Annotated in this window: 14 protein-coding genes and 1 tRNA gene; 11 read left to right on the top strand and 4 right to left on the bottom strand. The window is 73.8% G+C overall.

Annotated elements, in window-relative coordinates:
* Window positions 1–207 precede the first annotated feature (207 nt).
* From ACFUEL_RS21310 to ACFUEL_RS21295, 4 genes are all read left to right on the top strand, one after another.
* The gene (locus tag ACFUEL_RS21310) at window positions 208–867 is read left to right on the top strand and encodes a LuxR C-terminal-related transcriptional regulator (protein WP_380238023.1); all 660 of its coding nucleotides are present in this window, start codon (window positions 208–210) and stop codon (window positions 865–867) included.
* 70 nt (window positions 868–937) lie between these two features.
* A complete protein-coding gene (galE, locus tag ACFUEL_RS21305; RefSeq protein ID WP_380238022.1) occupies window positions 938–1,897 on the top strand; it encodes a UDP-glucose 4-epimerase GalE in 960 nt (319 codons plus the stop codon).
* 144 nt (window positions 1,898–2,041) lie between these two features.
* Window positions 2,042–2,953 carry a LuxR C-terminal-related transcriptional regulator gene (locus ACFUEL_RS21300; protein ID WP_380238021.1) on the top strand — a complete coding sequence of 304 codons (912 nt, stop codon included), beginning with the start codon at window positions 2,042–2,044 and terminating at the stop codon, window positions 2,951–2,953.
* Between the two features lie 59 nt (window positions 2,954–3,012).
* Window positions 3,013–4,554: a polysaccharide biosynthesis protein gene (locus ACFUEL_RS21295; protein WP_380238019.1), complete on the top strand. Its 1,542-nt coding sequence runs from the start codon at window positions 3,013–3,015 to the stop codon at window positions 4,552–4,554.
* Window positions 4,555–4,758: 204 nt separating this feature from the next.
* On the opposite strand, the gene ACFUEL_RS21290 is transcribed toward ACFUEL_RS21295, so the two are convergent.
* A complete protein-coding gene (locus ACFUEL_RS21290) occupies window positions 4,759–5,256 on the bottom strand; it encodes a MarR family winged helix-turn-helix transcriptional regulator (protein ID WP_380238018.1) in 498 nt (165 codons plus the stop codon).
* A gap of 91 nt (window positions 5,257–5,347) precedes the next feature.
* Between ACFUEL_RS21290 and ACFUEL_RS21285 the strand changes: the two genes are divergently transcribed.
* The gene (locus ACFUEL_RS21285; protein WP_380238016.1) at window positions 5,348–6,172 is read left to right on the top strand and encodes a methyltransferase domain-containing protein; all 825 of its coding nucleotides are present in this window, start codon (window positions 5,348–5,350) and stop codon (window positions 6,170–6,172) included.
* A 7-nt stretch (window positions 6,173–6,179) separates the two neighbouring features.
* Here the strand turns inward: ACFUEL_RS21285 and ACFUEL_RS21280 are convergent, their stop codons facing one another.
* From ACFUEL_RS21280 to ACFUEL_RS21270, 3 genes are read right to left on the bottom strand one after another with little or no spacing between them, the layout of a single operon-like run.
* On the bottom strand, window positions 6,180–7,031 hold the full coding sequence (locus ACFUEL_RS21280; protein ID WP_380238014.1) for a DMT family transporter: 852 nt from the start codon (window positions 7,029–7,031) through the stop codon (window positions 6,180–6,182).
* A 45-nt stretch (window positions 7,032–7,076) separates the two neighbouring features.
* Window positions 7,077–7,790 carry a TetR family transcriptional regulator gene (locus ACFUEL_RS21275; RefSeq protein ID WP_380238013.1) on the bottom strand — a complete coding sequence of 238 codons (714 nt, stop codon included), beginning with the start codon at window positions 7,788–7,790 and terminating at the stop codon, window positions 7,077–7,079.
* On the bottom strand, window positions 7,787–8,794 hold the full coding sequence (locus tag ACFUEL_RS21270) for an acyl-CoA desaturase (protein WP_380238012.1): 1,008 nt from the start codon (window positions 8,792–8,794) through the stop codon (window positions 7,787–7,789). The genes ACFUEL_RS21275 and ACFUEL_RS21270 overlap by 4 nt, the downstream gene beginning before the upstream one ends.
* A gap of 263 nt (window positions 8,795–9,057) precedes the next feature.
* On the opposite strand from ACFUEL_RS21270, the gene ACFUEL_RS21265 reads away from it, so the two are divergent.
* The 6 genes from ACFUEL_RS21265 (at window position 9,058) to ACFUEL_RS21240 (ending at window position 13,772) form a co-directional block, all read left to right on the top strand.
* Window positions 9,058–9,128 (top strand) — tRNA-Gln (locus tag ACFUEL_RS21265).
* A gap of 112 nt (window positions 9,129–9,240) precedes the next feature.
* The gene (glmU, locus tag ACFUEL_RS21260; protein ID WP_380238010.1) at window positions 9,241–10,686 is read left to right on the top strand and encodes a bifunctional UDP-N-acetylglucosamine diphosphorylase/glucosamine-1-phosphate N-acetyltransferase GlmU; all 1,446 of its coding nucleotides are present in this window, start codon (window positions 9,241–9,243) and stop codon (window positions 10,684–10,686) included.
* 154 nt (window positions 10,687–10,840) lie between these two features.
* Window positions 10,841–11,821: a ribose-phosphate diphosphokinase gene (locus ACFUEL_RS21255; RefSeq protein WP_380238008.1), complete on the top strand. Its 981-nt coding sequence runs from the start codon at window positions 10,841–10,843 to the stop codon at window positions 11,819–11,821.
* A 247-nt stretch (window positions 11,822–12,068) separates the two neighbouring features.
* Window positions 12,069–12,677 (top strand): 50S ribosomal protein L25/general stress protein Ctc, encoded by a 609-nt coding sequence (locus tag ACFUEL_RS21250; RefSeq protein WP_380238007.1) that lies wholly within the window; start codon window positions 12,069–12,071, stop codon window positions 12,675–12,677.
* A 109-nt stretch (window positions 12,678–12,786) separates the two neighbouring features.
* Window positions 12,787–13,362: an aminoacyl-tRNA hydrolase gene (gene pth, locus ACFUEL_RS21245; protein ID WP_380238006.1), complete on the top strand. Its 576-nt coding sequence runs from the start codon at window positions 12,787–12,789 to the stop codon at window positions 13,360–13,362.
* Between the two features lie 185 nt (window positions 13,363–13,547).
* The gene (locus ACFUEL_RS21240; protein WP_380238004.1) at window positions 13,548–13,772 is read left to right on the top strand and encodes a hypothetical protein; all 225 of its coding nucleotides are present in this window, start codon (window positions 13,548–13,550) and stop codon (window positions 13,770–13,772) included.
* Window positions 13,773–13,818: the final 46 nt, after the last annotated feature.

Genomic DNA, 13,818 nt, shown 5'->3' with positions numbered 1-13,818 from the left:
GTTCTATTCCGCTTGGGCGCTCAGCTCGGGACGGCCCCGCCGGGCGGCGGGCCCTTCCGCGTTTTCCGGGCCGCGCCGGGGTTCGCGCGGTTCCGCTTCCGGAGGACCTCTGGCGGGCCGGGCGATTGTGCGCTCTGATGGTGCGTCTGTCCGGAGGCGCGTCTGTCCGGAGGCGCGTCTGTCTGGCCGGGGAGGGAAGGGCGCGGGATGAGCGCACGGCTCGTGGTGGTGGACGACCACCGGCTGATGGCCGAGGCGCTGGCGGCCGCCCTGCAGCAGCGCGGGCACCGGGTGCTGGGGACCGGCTCGCCGTGCGGGGCCGTCCTGGAACTGGTGGCGGGGCGGCGGCCGGAGGTGTGCCTGCTGGGGACGGGCGGCGGGGCGGAGGACCCGTTCGAGCCGCTGCGGCGGCTGCGGCGGGAGCGGCCGGAGATCGCGGTGGTGGTGCTGGGGCCGCTGGGTGCGCCGGGGCGGGTGGCGGCGGCGTTCGCGGCGGGCGCGGCCGGGTACGTGCGCAGCGACGAGCGGATCGAGGTGGTGGACCGGTCGATCGCGCGGGTCCGGGCGGGCGAGGCGGCGGTCGCGGTGGACGTGCTGCGGGCCGCGTTCGAGCACCTGCTGTGGCCGGCGGCGGAGCCGGACGACGAGGCGCTGCGGCTGCTGCGGCTGCTCACCCGGCGGGAGGTCCAGGTGCTGGCCCGGATCGCGGACGGCGAGGACACCGCGGCGATCGCCGCGGCGATGCGGATCGCCCCGTCGACGGCCCGCACGCACGTCCAGCGGGTGCTGACCAAGCTCGGGGCCCGCTCCCGTCTGGAGGCCGCCGCGCTGGCCGCCCGGACGGGGCTGCTGGACCAACTGGCCTGAACGGGGCGTCCAGGCGGGTGCCATATGCTCCCGGGGGAGGAACACCCGAAAGTCGCGGAGGTCAGAGGGCATGAGCAAGTACCTGGTCACGGGCGGAGCCGGCTACGTCGGGAGCGTGGTGGCGGCGCACCTGCTGGAGGCGGGGCACTCGGTGACGGTGCTGGACGACCTGTCGACCGGGTTCGCCGAGGGCGTGCCGGAGGGCGCGGAGTTCGTGCGCGGCCGGATCCAGGACGCGGCCGAGGTGCTGGACCCCTCGTTCGGGGCGGTGCTGCACTTCGCGGCGTCCTCGCAGGTGGGCGAGTCGGTGGCGGACCCGGAGAAGTACTGGCGCAACAACGTGGCCGGTTCGCTCGAGCTGGTGGCGGCGATGCGCAAGGCCGGTGTGGGCAGGCTGGTGTTCTCCTCGACCGCGGCCGTGTACGGGGAGCCGGAGCAGGTGCCGATCGAGGAGAGCGCGCGCACCTCGCCGACCAACGCCTACGGGGCGACCAAGCTGGCGGTGGACCACCTGATCACCTCCGAGGCCCTCGCGCACGGCCTGGCCGCGGTGAGCCTGCGCTACTTCAACGTGGCCGGGGCCTACGGCCGCTACGGCGAGCGGCACGAGCCGGAGTCGCACCTGATCCCGCTGGTGTTCCAGGCCGCGCTCGGGCAGCGCCCGCACATCGCGGTGTTCGGCGAGGACTACCCGACGCCGGACGGCACCTGCATCCGCGACTACATCCACATCGCCGACCTGGCCGAGGCCCACCTGCTGGCGCTGGACGCCGCCAAGCCCGGCGAGCACCTGATCTGCAACCTCGGCAACGGCACCGGCTTCTCGGTGCGCGAGGTCATCGAGTCGGTCAGGCGGGTCACCGGCCGCGAGATCCCGGTGCAGGTCGCCGACCGCCGCCCCGGCGACCCGGCCGTCCTGGTCGCCGCCGCCGACCGCGCCCGCGAGGCCCTGGGCTGGGTGCCCAAGCGCCCCGAACTCGACCGGATCGTCGCCGACGCCTGGGAGTTCACCCTCGCCCACCGCGCCTGACCAGCCCGCCACCGGGCCCGGCCACCACCCCCGAAGACCCTGTGTACAGGAACTTCACCAAACCCCCACGCCGTACCGGCACGCGCCCGTAGGCTGGGTGGCGGACCGGTGGGGGTCGGGCCACGAGCAGGGGGGCAAGGACGAATGGGGCGTACACGCGTCCTGGTGGTCGACGGCCACCGGATCTTCGCCGAGGCGCTCGCCACGGCACTGGCCGCCGAACCCGACGTGGACGTCGGGGCGGCGGGCAGCGCGGCGGCGGCCGAACGCGCACTGGAGCGGGCGGTGACCGAACACCGCCCGTACGACGTGGTGCTGGTCGACGTCGACCTGGGCGCCGCGCCGCCGCCGACCCGCGGCCCGACCTCGTTACCCGCGCCCAGGCGCGCCCCCGCCGGGGCGCACCCGCAGCCCGGCGCACCGCAGCCGGGCGCACCGCGGCCGGCGGGCGGGCGGGCGGCGGGCGGGCGGGCCGAGGAGGCCCGGCCGCTGACCGACGGGATCGCCCTGGTCGCCCGGATCCGGCGGGCCCACCCGCAGGTGCGGGCCGTCCTGCTGGCCGCCGCGGACGACCCGCAGCGCGCCGCCCGCGCCCTGCAGGCCGGGGCGCACGGCTGGGTGGCCCGGGAGAGCTCGCTCAGCACCCTGATGACCGTGGTGCGCGGCGTCCGGCGGGACGAGACGCACCTGCCGCCCGCGCTGCTCACCGGCGTGGTCCGCGAACTGACCTCGGCCCGCCGGGACCGCTCGGAGAGCGAACGCCTGGTCGCCGCGCTCACCCCCCGCGAGGAGGAGGTGCTGCGCTGCATGGTCGCCGGCCTCGGCCGGCAGGCCGTCGCGGAGCGGCTGTTCCTCTCCCCGCACACCGTCCGCACCCACATGCAGAACGTCCTGGGCAAACTGGGGGTGCACTCCACGCTCGCGGCGGTCGCGGTCGCCCGCCGGGCCGGGATCGCGCCCACCGACCCGCCCGGACCGCCGGCCGCGCACACCCCCGCTCCCGCTCCCGTCCCTCCGCCGACCGTCGCCTCCGCCACAGGCCCCGGCGCGGGCTGATACGAGCCCCGCCCCATCCCGCACGCTCCACTCCGTGAGTCAGGTAGACCGGAGGTCAGATGTCGCCGCACCGCACTGCCGCACGCCCGCCCGGGGCCCGCACCCCGCTGCCCGCCCAGCGGGCCGGTTCGACCGGCCTGCGCACCCTGGTGGTCGGGGCCGGATCCGCCGGGACCGCCCTGGTCCGCGACCTGGACCGGACCCCGGCGTTCGGCCTGCACCCGGTCGGGGTCCTGGACGACGACCCGGGCAAGGCCGGCCAGGACGTCTCCGGCAGCCCCGTCCTCGGCCCGCTCGCCGACCTCACCGGCCTGGCCCTCGCCCACGGCGCCCAGGTCGTGGTCCTCGCCATCCCCGGCCTCCCGCACCAGCGGGTGCGCGAACTCGCCACCGCCGCGGCCGCCGCCGGCGCCGCCGTCCGCTACCTGCCGTCCTTCCTGTCCGCGCTGCGCCGCGAGGTGGTCGGCTCCGACATGCGCACCCTGGACGTCAACCGGCTGATCGGCCGGCACGAGGTCCACGTGGTCTCCCCGGACGTCCGCACCGTGATCGAGGGCCGCCGCGTCCTGGTCACCGGCGCCGGCGGCTCGATCGGCAGCGAACTGTGCCGCCAGGTCCAGGCGTTCGGGCCCGCCGCGCTCTACATGCTCGACCACGACGAGTCCAACCTGCACCGGCTCCAGCTCGACATCTGGGGCGAGGCGCTGCTCACCGACGAGTCCCTGGTGATCGCCGACATCCGGGACCGCCCCCGGATCCAGCAGATCTTCCGCGACCTGCGCCCCGACGTGGTCTTCCACGCCGCCGCGCACAAGCACCTGCCGCTGCTGGAGCGCCACCCCAGCGAGGCCGTCAAGTCCAACGTGCTGGGCACCGACCACCTGGTCGAGGCCGCGCTCGCCACCGGCGTGGAGCGCTTCGTGCTGATCTCCACCGACAAGGCCGCCGACCCGACGTCCGTGCTCGGCGCGAGCAAGCGGCTGGCCGAACTGATCGTCCAGGCCAACGCCCGGGACGCCCGCAACCTCGGCACCGGCGTCTTCGCCGCCGTCCGCTTCGGCAACGTCCTCGGCTCGCGCGGCTCGCTGCTCTCCGTCCTGGAGGAGCAGCTGCGCAGCGGCGGCCCGGTGACCGTCACCCACCCCGACGTCACCCGCTTCTTCATGACCATCGAGGAGGCCGTCGGCCTGGTCCTGGAGGCCGGGCGGATGGCCGAGGGCGGCGAGGTGTTCGTCCTCGACATGGGCGAGCCGGTCCGGATCGTCGACCTGGTCCACAACTTCGCCGAACAGGTCCAGCTCGGCGCGGACGAGGTGGAGATCCGCTACACCGGCCTGCGGGCCGGGGAGAAGCTCAACGAGGCCCTCTTCTCCGACAGCGAGGAACGCCTCCCCACCGCGCACCCCCGCATCTTCGCCACCGTCGCCGACCACGCCACCGCCCCCGAGGACCTGGCCGGCGGCCTCACCGGCCTCTACGGCGCCGCCACCGTCAACTCCGATCCCGAAGTCCGCGACCGCCTCGCCGCCCTCCTCCCCGGCTACCAGACCGCCCGCACCAAGCCCCCGGCCCTGGCGACCCCGTACCCGGACGGCTTCTGACCCTTCGCGGGGGCTCGGTACGGACGGCGGAACGCGCACATACAGGGGCTCGGGGAACGGCGAGTCCGTGCTGCTGCGTGCCTTAACAGAACCAGAAGCCGATGCACGCCACGGCAGTGAACCGTCAGCAGACTGGGCCTCGCCGTTCCCCGAGCCCCTGGCGGGGGTTCTCGCCGTTCCCCGAGCCCCTGTCAGGGCTCTTGTCTACTGTCCGGCGCGGTCGAAGGGGGCGACCAGGTTGCGCAGGAGGGCGGCGAGTTCGGTCTGCTGGGCGGGGGCGAGTTGGGAGAGGATCTCGCGCTCGTGGGCGAGCAGGCCGGCCAGGGCCTGGTCGGCCTTGTCGCGGCCGGCGTCGGTGAGGCGGACCAGGACGCCGCGGCGGTCGTCGGGGTCGGGGAGGCGGACGACCAGGCCCTTGGCGGTGAGGCGGTCGATCCGGTTGGTCATGGTGCCGGAGGTGACCAGGGTCTGGGTGAGGAGCTGGCCGGGGGAGAGCTGGTAGGGGTCTCCGGCGCGGCGCAGGGCGGTGAGGACGTCGAACTCCCAGGGTTCGAGGCCGTGCTCGGCGAAGGCGGTGCGGCGGGCCCGGTCCAGGTGGCGGGCGAGGCGGCTCACCCGACTGAGGACCTCAAGCGGTTCCACGTCGAGGTCGGGGCGCTCTCGGCGCCATGCTGCGACCAGGCGGTCGACCTCGTCCTCCATGGCGATCAGTGTATCGGGGGGTGTGTCGATGTGAAGTCTCTTGACATCAAGAGATAACAAAGGAAGTCTCGGTACCGGCAGAGATATCTTGATGTCGAGATACTTTTGGGAGTCCGCCATGCCCGCCCACTGGGACGCCGACCAGTACCTCCGCTACGCCGACCTGCGGGGCCGCCCGTTCGCCGACCTGCTCGCCCGCGTCCCCGAACTGCCGCCCCGCCCCACCGTGCTGGACCTCGGCTGCGGACCGGGCAACTCCACCGCCGCGCTGCGCCGCCGCTGGCCGGACGCCCGGCTGCTCGGCCTGGACTCCTCGCCCGAACTGCTGGCGAAGGCCCGCGGCGCCGACGGCGAGCCCACCGCCGAGTACCGGGAGCAGGACGTCACGGCGTACGACCCGGCGCCCGAACGGCCCGACCTGATCGCCTGCAACGCCGCCCTGCACTGGATGGACACCGACACCGCCGACCACCTGGAGCTGCTGCCCCGCTGGGCGGCCGCGCTGCGCCCCGGCGGGGTGATCGCCTTCCAACTGCCCGGCAACTTCGCCGCCCCCAGCCACACCCTGCTCGCCGGACTGCGCCGCACCCCGCGCTGGCGCGGGCGGCTGGCCGCCGCCCGCCCGGACGCCTCCTGCCACGACCCGGAGCGCTACGCGCGCACCCTGCTGGCGGCGGGCTGCGCCGCGGACGTCTGGGAGAGCACCTACACGATGGTGCTGCCGGGCCCCGACCCGGTGCTGGAGTGGGTCAAGGGCTCCACCCTGCGCCCGGTGCTGGACCTGCTGCCGGAGGCGGGGGAGCGGGCGGAGTTCCTGGCCGAGTACGGGGCGCTGCTGCGCGCGGCGTACCCGGCGACGGAGCACGGCACGCTGTTCCCGTTCCGCCGGGTCCTCGCCGTCGCCGTCAGGCGCTGACGCGGCGTCACTTCGCGCCCGGCAGCGCCGGGTGGCGGCCCAGCACGACCACGCCGACCACGATCGCGGCCAGCCCGGCGCTCTGCCAGGCCAGCGCCCCCGGGGTGACCCGCAGCCGGTCGCCGAGGAAGCCCACCGCGCAGGCGATCCCGGCCAGCGGCTGGGCGGCGGTCAGCGCGGGCAGCGACATCCGCAGCGGCGCCGCCTCGAAGGCGGACTGCACCAGCAGCAGGCCGATCACGCCCAGTCCGAGCACGGTGTACGGCGGCCAGGAGACCAGCGCGGCGGCCGCCCCGTCCCGGTCGATCCGGTCGAAGGTGGCGCGGGTGAGCGCGTCCTGCAGGCCGTAGAGCAGCCCGGCGGCCAGCGCCAGCAGGGTCGCCTCCTCGAACAGCGGCAGCCGGCGGGCCACCGCGACCAGCAGCAGGGCCAGGCCGGAGACGGTGCCGAACACCAGCCAGTACCGCAGCGGCCCGGCCTCGGGGCCGCCGCCCTCGGGCCGCCCGGCGGCGATGAACGCGGTGACGCCGAGGGCGATCAGGGCGACGCCGATCCAGCCGGAGCGGCCCAGCCGGGTGCCGGTGATCCGGCGGGCCAGCAGCATCGCCCAGACCAGGTTGGTGGCCAGCAGCGGTTCGACCTGGGTGACCTCGCCCTGGCTGAGGGCGAGCGCGGAGAGCGCCTGGCCGCCGATCATGAAGGCGATGCCGAGCAGCCAGTCCGGCATCCGCATCAGGTCGAGCAGCAGCCGCCAGCGCAGCAGGTCGCCGCTGGGCGCCCGCTGGGCGGCGTGCTGCTGCAGGACGAACCCGGCGCCCAGGCAGCAGGCGGCGCCGAGGGCCAGCAGGAAGACCGCCACGGGCGCTCCTGTCGCCGGCGGCCCGGGGCGGCCCCGGGCCGATCGTCAGTTCTTGCGGTCGCCGACCAGCTTGGGGTGCCGCTCCAGGCCCTCCAGGCCGTGCCAGGCGAGGTTGACCAGGTGGGCGGCGACCTCCGCCTTGGCGGGCCTGCGCACTTCCAGCCACCACTGGCCGGTCAGCGCCACCATGCCGACCAGCATCTGCGAGTACATCGGCGCCAGCCTGGGGTCGAAGCCCCGGGACTTGAACTCCAGGCCGAGGATGTCCTCGACCTGGGTGGCGATGTCGCCGATCAGCGAGGCGAACGAGCCGGTGGACTGGGCCACCGGGGAGTCCCGGACCAGGATCTTGAAGCCGTCGGTGGAGGTGTCGATGTAGTCCATCAGCGCGAACGCGGCCTGCTCCAGCAGCTCGCGGGAGTGCCCGCCGGTGAGCGCGCCGGTGACCATGTCGAGCAGCAGCTGCATCTCGCGGTCGACCACCACCGCGTACAGGCCCTCCTTGCCGCCGAAGTGCTCGTACACGACGGGCTTGGAGACCCCGGCGCGTTCGGCGATCTCCTCCACCGAGGTGCCGTCGTAGCCGCGTTCGGCGAAGACCGCCCGGCCGATCTCCAGCAGCTGCTCGCGGCGCTGCTTGCCGGTCATCCGCACCCGGCCGGCGCCCTTGCCCCCGCCGCGGCGCGAGGGCTGCCGATGGCCGGCGCTGTCTCCGTTGGTCCCGTTCACCCCTCCATCATGCTGTAGGCGCTGCCTCATGCGGCGCGGCGGGCGGCGATCCGCTCCGCGCCGGGCCAGCGGACGTCGTGCGCCCAGCCCGCCCGCTCGAACCAGCGGATGACCCGGGCGGAGGAGTCGACCTGGCCGCGGAGCACGCCGTGCCGGGCCGAGGTGGGGTCGGCGTGGTGCAGGTTGTGCCAGGACTCGCCGCAGGACAGCACGGCCAGCCACCACACGTTGCCGGAGCGGTCGCGGGACTTGAACGGGCGCGAACCCACCGCGTGGCAGATCGAGTTGATCGACCAGGTGACGTGGTGCAGCAGCGCGACCCGCACCAGCGAGCCCCAGAAGAAGGCGGTCAGCGCGCCCTGCCAGCTCCAGGTGGCCAGGCCGCCGACCAGCGCGGGCAGGCCGAGCGAGATCAGCGTCCACAGCCAGAACAGCCGGGAGATCCGCCTTATCGCCGGGTCGCGGACCAGGTCGGGGGCGTACTTCAGCTGCGGGGTCTGCTCCTCGTCGAACATCCACCCCATGTGCGCCCACCAGAGGCCCTTGAGCAGGGCGGGCACGCTCTCGCCGTAGCGCCACGGGGAGTGCGGGTCGCCGTCCTTGTCGGAGTAGCGGTGGTGCTTGCGGTGGTCGGCGACCCAGCGCACCAGCGGGCCCTCGACGGCCAGCGAGCCGAGCACCGCCAGGCCCAGGCGCAGCGGGCGGTTGGCCTTGAAGGCGCCGTGGGTGAAGTAGCGGTGGTAGCCGACGGTGATGCCGTGGCAGGTCAGGAAGTACATGCCGACCGCGAGGCCGGCGTCCAGCCAGGACAGCCCCCAGCCCCAGGCCACCGGGACGGCGGCGAACAGGGCGAGGAACGGCACGGCGATGAACAGGGAGAGCGTGACGCGCTCCAGCGCGCCCTGCCGCTCGCCGCCCCTGGTCGCGGACAGTATCGTCGCGCCCCGTTCGGCGGCGGTGGCGCGGTCGTCCCCGGCGGGGGTGCGGTCGTCCTCGGCGGCGCGCGGCGGCGCCTGCCCGGCCTCGATGGTCATGGCGCTTCCTGGGGGGAGAGGGTCCGGCAGATACCTACGTGTCCGTAACCTACGGCATCGTAGGTACCGGGCCGGGGCAAGGGGAAGGGCCGTGCGCGGACGTGTCGCCCGGTCCGCCCCCGGCTCCCGGCCGACCTGCGGGCCGGTCGGCGGACGGGGCGGGGCCGGGGCGGGGGCGGGGCGTCGTTCGTGTGCCTTCGCGGAAGGTGGTGGAGCAACGGGCCGTCAAGCCGTAGTCTGTGCTGGGCGCGCGACGCGCCCTTTCCGCCGTGGTGTAATGGCAGCACAGGGCCCTTTGGAGGCCTTTGTCTGGGTTCGAATCCTAGCGGCGGAGCCCCTTCCGGCCGGTTTCCGGCCACCTGGACCGTTTCGGACGGTTTCCGTTGTTTTCCTCTCGGTATCCTCGGTGCGCCCTCAACCCCGCATCGACCGAGGAGTCCTCCCGAGTGAGTGCCAACCAGCCCGCCGCCGTGATCGTGCTCGCCGCCGGGGGCGGCACCCGGATGAAGTCCAAGGCCCTGCCGAAGGTGCTGCACGAGATCTGCGGCCGCTCCCTGGTGGGCCACGCGGTCAGCGCGGCCCAGGAGTTGACGCCCGGTCAGCTGCTGGTGGTGGTCGGCCACCTGCGCGAGCTGGTCCAGGCGCACCTGAGCGAGCACTACCCGGCCGCCCGCCAGGTCGTCCAGACCGAGCAGCGGGGCACCGGCCACGCCGCGCGCACCGCGCTGGAGGCGCTCGCCGCCGACGGCGTGGAGCTGGACGGCACCGTGCTGGTCACCTTCGGCGACGCCCCGCTGCTCACCGGCGCCACGCTGGGCGCGCTGGCCGCCGCGCACGCCGAGCAGGGCAACGCCGTCACCGTGCTGACCGCCCGCGTCCCCGACCCGACCGGCTACGGCCGGATCCTGCGCGGCCCGGACGGCGAGGTCACCGCGATCGTCGAGCACAAGGACGCCACCGCCGAGCAGCTCGCCGTGGACGAGATCAACTCCGGGGTGTTCGCCTTCGACGCCAAGCTGCTGTCGCTCGCCCTCTCGCTGGTCGGCACCGACAACGTGCAGGGCGAGGAGTACCTGACCGACACCCTGGAGATCCTGCGCCGCGAGGGCCACCGGGTCGGCGCGGCGGTGGCCGCCGACCACCGGGAGGTCGCCGGCATCAACGACCGGGTGCAGCTGGCCGAGGCCCGCCGGCTGCTCAACGACCGGCTGCTGGAGCGGGCGATGCGGGCCGGCGTCACCGTGGTCGACCCGGCCTCGACCTGGTTCGACGTGCAGGTGACCTACGAGCCGGACGCGCTGGTCCACCCGAACACCCAGCTGTACGGCGCCAGCCACCTCGGCGAGGGCTGCGAGGTCGGCCCGAACAGCACGCTGACCGCCACCTCGGTCGGCGCGGGCGCCCGTGTGAGCAACACCACGGCCGACCGCGCCGAGATCGGCCCGGAGGCCGCCGTCGGCCCGTACGCGTACCTGCGGCCCGGCACGACGCTGGCCCGCGGGGCGAAGGCCGGCACCTACGTCGAGATCAAGAACTCGGAGCTCGGCGAGGGGGCGAAGGTCCCGCACCTGTCGTACATCGGGGACGCGACGATCGGCGAGGGCACCAACGTCGGTGCGGCGTCCGTCACAGTCAACTACGACGGGGTGAACAAGCACCGGACGGTCATCGGGGCCCACTGCCGCACGGGTTCCGACAACATGTTCATCGCTCCGGTGACGGTGGGTGACGGCGCCTACACGGCCGCCGGATCGGTGATCACCAACGACGTCCCGGCCGGTTCGCTGGGCGTCGCGCGGGCCCAGCAGCGCAACATCGCGGGCTGGGTTGAGCGGAAGCGGCCGGGTTCGGCCTCCGCCCGGGCGGCTGCCGAGGCGGCCGGGACGCAGTAGTCGCACGGGGCGGCCGGGGATCTTGAGGAGTGGTCCCCGGCCGCCGGACCGGTGGCGGGGCGCGTAACCTGAAGTACATACGTGCGCCATCGGGCCTGTCCGGCCGTGCCTCGGCGTACTCACCCAGAGTGGCAATACACGAGGAGACGGTGCAGTGAGCGGGATCACGACCTCCGGTGAGAAGAAGCTCAAACTCTTTTCCGGCCGTGCCCACCACGAACTTGCCGAGGAGGTCGCCCGCGAGCTGGGCACCGAACTCGTCCCGACCAAGGCCCTGGACTTCGCCAACGGCGAGATCTACGTCCGCTTCCTGGACTCCGCCCGCGGCGCGGACTGCTTCGTGATCCAGAGCCACACGGCTCCGATCAACCAGTGGATCATGGAGCAGCTGATCATGATCGACGCGCTCAAGCGCGCGTCGGCCCGCAGCATCACGGCGATCCTCCCGTTCTACGGCTACGCCCGGCAGGACAAGAAGCACCTCGGCCGCGAGCCCATCTCGGCCCGCCTGGTCGCCGACCTGCTGCGCACGGCCGGCGCCGACCGGCTGATGGCCGTGGACCTGCACACCGCGCAGATCCAGGGCTTCTTCGACGGCCCGGTGGACCACCTGTTCGCGCTGCCGATGCTGGCCGACTACGTGGGCGACCGCGTCCCGGACCGCTCCAAGCTGACCATCGTCTCCCCGGACGCCGGGCGCGTGAAGGTCGCCGACCAGTGGTGCGACCGGCTCGGCGCCCCGCTGGCGATCATCCACAAGCGCCGCGACATGTCGCAGGCCAACACCATCCTGTCCGCCGAGGTGGTCGGTGACGTCAAGGACCGGGTCTGCGTCCTGGTCGACGACATGATCGACACCGCCGGCACCATCTGCGCCGCCGCCGACGCGCTGTTCGACGCCGGCGCCGCCGACGTCATCGTGGCCGCCACCCACGGCGTGCTCTCCGGCCCGGCCGCGGACCGGCTGAAGAACTCCCGGGTCAGCGAGTTCGTGTTCACCAACACCCTGCCGACCCCGGCCCAGCTCCAGCTGGACAAGATCACCACGCTGTCGATCGCCCCGTCGATCGCCGCCGCGGTGCGCGAGGTGTTCGAGGACGGCTCGGTCACCAGCCTCTTCGAGGGCGTGCACTGACCCCTCGTCAGACCCCGATCGGCCCCCCGCCCCGACCCGGAGCGGGGGGCCGATTTCACGTCCGCGCCACCGCCCGGTTAGTCTTGGGAGACTGCTCGGCGAGGGATGCCCATTCGGTGCTCCGTGATCGACGCGCGAGAACGATGCGCCTTGATCGAACCGCCGAGCGTCCCCCCAAACGTACTTGAGGGTGTGGCCCGGCGGTTCTGTCGTTCCTGCACCCCTTCGCTTCACGAGGAGTGCAGCCGTGTCCGAGATCCGCCTTGCCGCCGAAGCCCGCACCGAGTTCGGCAAGGGTGCCGCCCGTCGCGCCCGCCGCGCCGGCTTCGTCCCCGGTGTCGTCTACGGCCACGGCCACGCCCCGGTGCACCTGAACCTGCCCGGCCACGACCTGATGATGGCGCTCAAGACCCCGAACGCCCTGCTGGTCGTCCCGATCGAGGGCAAGGACGAGTACGTGCTGCCCAAGGCCGTGCAGCGCGAGGCCATCAAGCGCTCCATCGAGCACGTCGACCTGCTGCTGGTCAAGCGCGGCGAGAAGGTCACCGTCGAGATCCCGGTGCACACCGAGGGCGAGCTGGCCCCCGGCGGCAACCTGATCGAGAACGTGCTCAACGCCCTCCCGATCGAGGCCGAGGCCACCCACCTGCCCGAGTCGGTCACCGTCTCGATCGAGGGCCTGGAGGCCGGTGCCTCCATCACCGCCGGCGACATCACCCTGCCCTCCGGCGTGACCCTGGCCGTCGAGGCCGACGCCGTCGTGCTGCAGGTCATCGGCGCCCAGGCCCCCGAGGCCACCGAGACCGAGGAGGCCGCCGAGACCGAGGCCGCCGCCGACGAGGCCGTCGAGGCCTGATCGCCGCCGCTCCGCGGCCCCGGTCGTCCCGCCCCGTGCGCGGACGGCCGGGGCAGCGGCGTGTCCGGGATGATGTGACGGTACGGAGAACACCCGCGTGAGGAGCGGCATGAGCGAGTACGACGGCCCCTGGCTGGTGGTGGGCCTCGGCAACCCGGGCAAGGAGTACGCCCGCAACCGGCACAACATCGGCTTCATGGTGGTCGAGCTGCTGGCCCAGCGGATCGGCGCCAGGTTCAAGGCCCACAAGAGCCGCGCCCAGGTCGCCGAGGGGCGGCTGGCCGGCCGGCGGGTCGTCCTCGCCGAGCCGATGACCTTCATGAACCTCTCGGGCGGCCCGGTCACCGCGCTGCGCGACTTCTACAAGGTCCCGACCTCGGCGGTCGTCGCCGTCCACGACGAGCTCGACCTCGACTACGCGGCGCTGCGGCTGAAGACCGGCGGCGGCGACAACGGCCACAACGGCCTCAAGTCGATCACCAAGTCGCTCGGCCCGGACTACCACCGCGTGCGCTGCGGCATCGGCCGGCCGCCCGGCCGGATGGAGGTCGCCGACTTCGTGCTCAAGGACTTCTCCTCCACCGAGCGCAAGGACCTCGACTGGTTCGTCGACCGCGCCGCCGACGCCGTCGAGGCGCTGCTCTCGGACGGCCTGGAGCGGGCCCAGCAGACCTACAACTCCTGACCCGGGCGCCCCGGTCGGCCCGTTCCGGCTCCGGCCACCCTCCGTACACAACGTTCATGCAACGCTTGCCCGGTGGAAGCTGACCTGGGATCAGAAAGGCCGTCGGATCCGATACCGTCGAGGCCGGTACAGCAAGGATTGAAGTGCCGTCTCTGGGGGTATGGACCATGATCCGGTCGAAGCGTGTGGGCAAGGTCGTGGGTGGCACCGTGCTGTGCCTGGCCGCCGGAGGGTGGACCGCCGGCGCCGCCGCGGCCGCCGAACCCAGCACCGGCCCCGAGCCCGCCGCCGCCCGGCTCGCCCCGCCCACCGGCTCCGTCGGCTCGTCCGGCGTGTACGCCGTGGGCGGCGGCCTGCTGGTGGTGGCCGGCGGGGCGACCGCCTGGCTGCGCAAGCGCAAGAGGGCCTGAACGCAGGACGACGGACGGCGGCCCGCCCCCTCGGTGAGCGAGGGGG

Source organism: Kitasatospora sp. NPDC057198, assembly GCF_042670125.1.
In the GTDB taxonomy this organism is placed as follows: Bacteria; Actinomycetota; Actinomycetes; order Streptomycetales; family Streptomycetaceae; genus Kitasatospora.
This window is presented reverse-complemented; position numbering and strand designations above follow the sequence as displayed.

Excerpts from the sequence above, each read along its gene's own strand:
- ACFUEL_RS21310 (WP_380238023.1), top strand. The coding sequence starts at position 208 with ATGAGCGCACGGCTCGTGGTGGTGGACGACCACCGGCTGATGGCCGAG.
- galE (WP_380238022.1), top strand. The coding sequence starts at position 938 with ATGAGCAAGTACCTGGTCACGGGCGGAGCCGGCTACGTCGGGAGCGTG.
- ACFUEL_RS21300 (WP_380238021.1), top strand. The coding sequence starts at position 2,042 with ATGGGGCGTACACGCGTCCTGGTGGTCGACGGCCACCGGATCTTCGCC.
- ACFUEL_RS21295 (WP_380238019.1), top strand. The coding sequence starts at position 3,013 with ATGTCGCCGCACCGCACTGCCGCACGCCCGCCCGGGGCCCGCACCCCG.
- ACFUEL_RS21290 (WP_380238018.1), bottom strand. The coding sequence starts at position 5,256 with ATGGAGGACGAGGTCGACCGCCTGGTCGCAGCATGGCGCCGAGAGCGC.
- ACFUEL_RS21285 (WP_380238016.1), top strand. The coding sequence starts at position 5,348 with ATGTCGAGATACTTTTGGGAGTCCGCCATGCCCGCCCACTGGGACGCC.
- ACFUEL_RS21275 (WP_380238013.1), bottom strand. The coding sequence starts at position 7,790 with ATGAGGCAGCGCCTACAGCATGATGGAGGGGTGAACGGGACCAACGGA.
- ACFUEL_RS21270 (WP_380238012.1), bottom strand. The coding sequence starts at position 8,794 with ATGACCATCGAGGCCGGGCAGGCGCCGCCGCGCGCCGCCGAGGACGAC.
- pth (WP_380238006.1), top strand. The coding sequence starts at position 12,787 with ATGAGCGAGTACGACGGCCCCTGGCTGGTGGTGGGCCTCGGCAACCCG.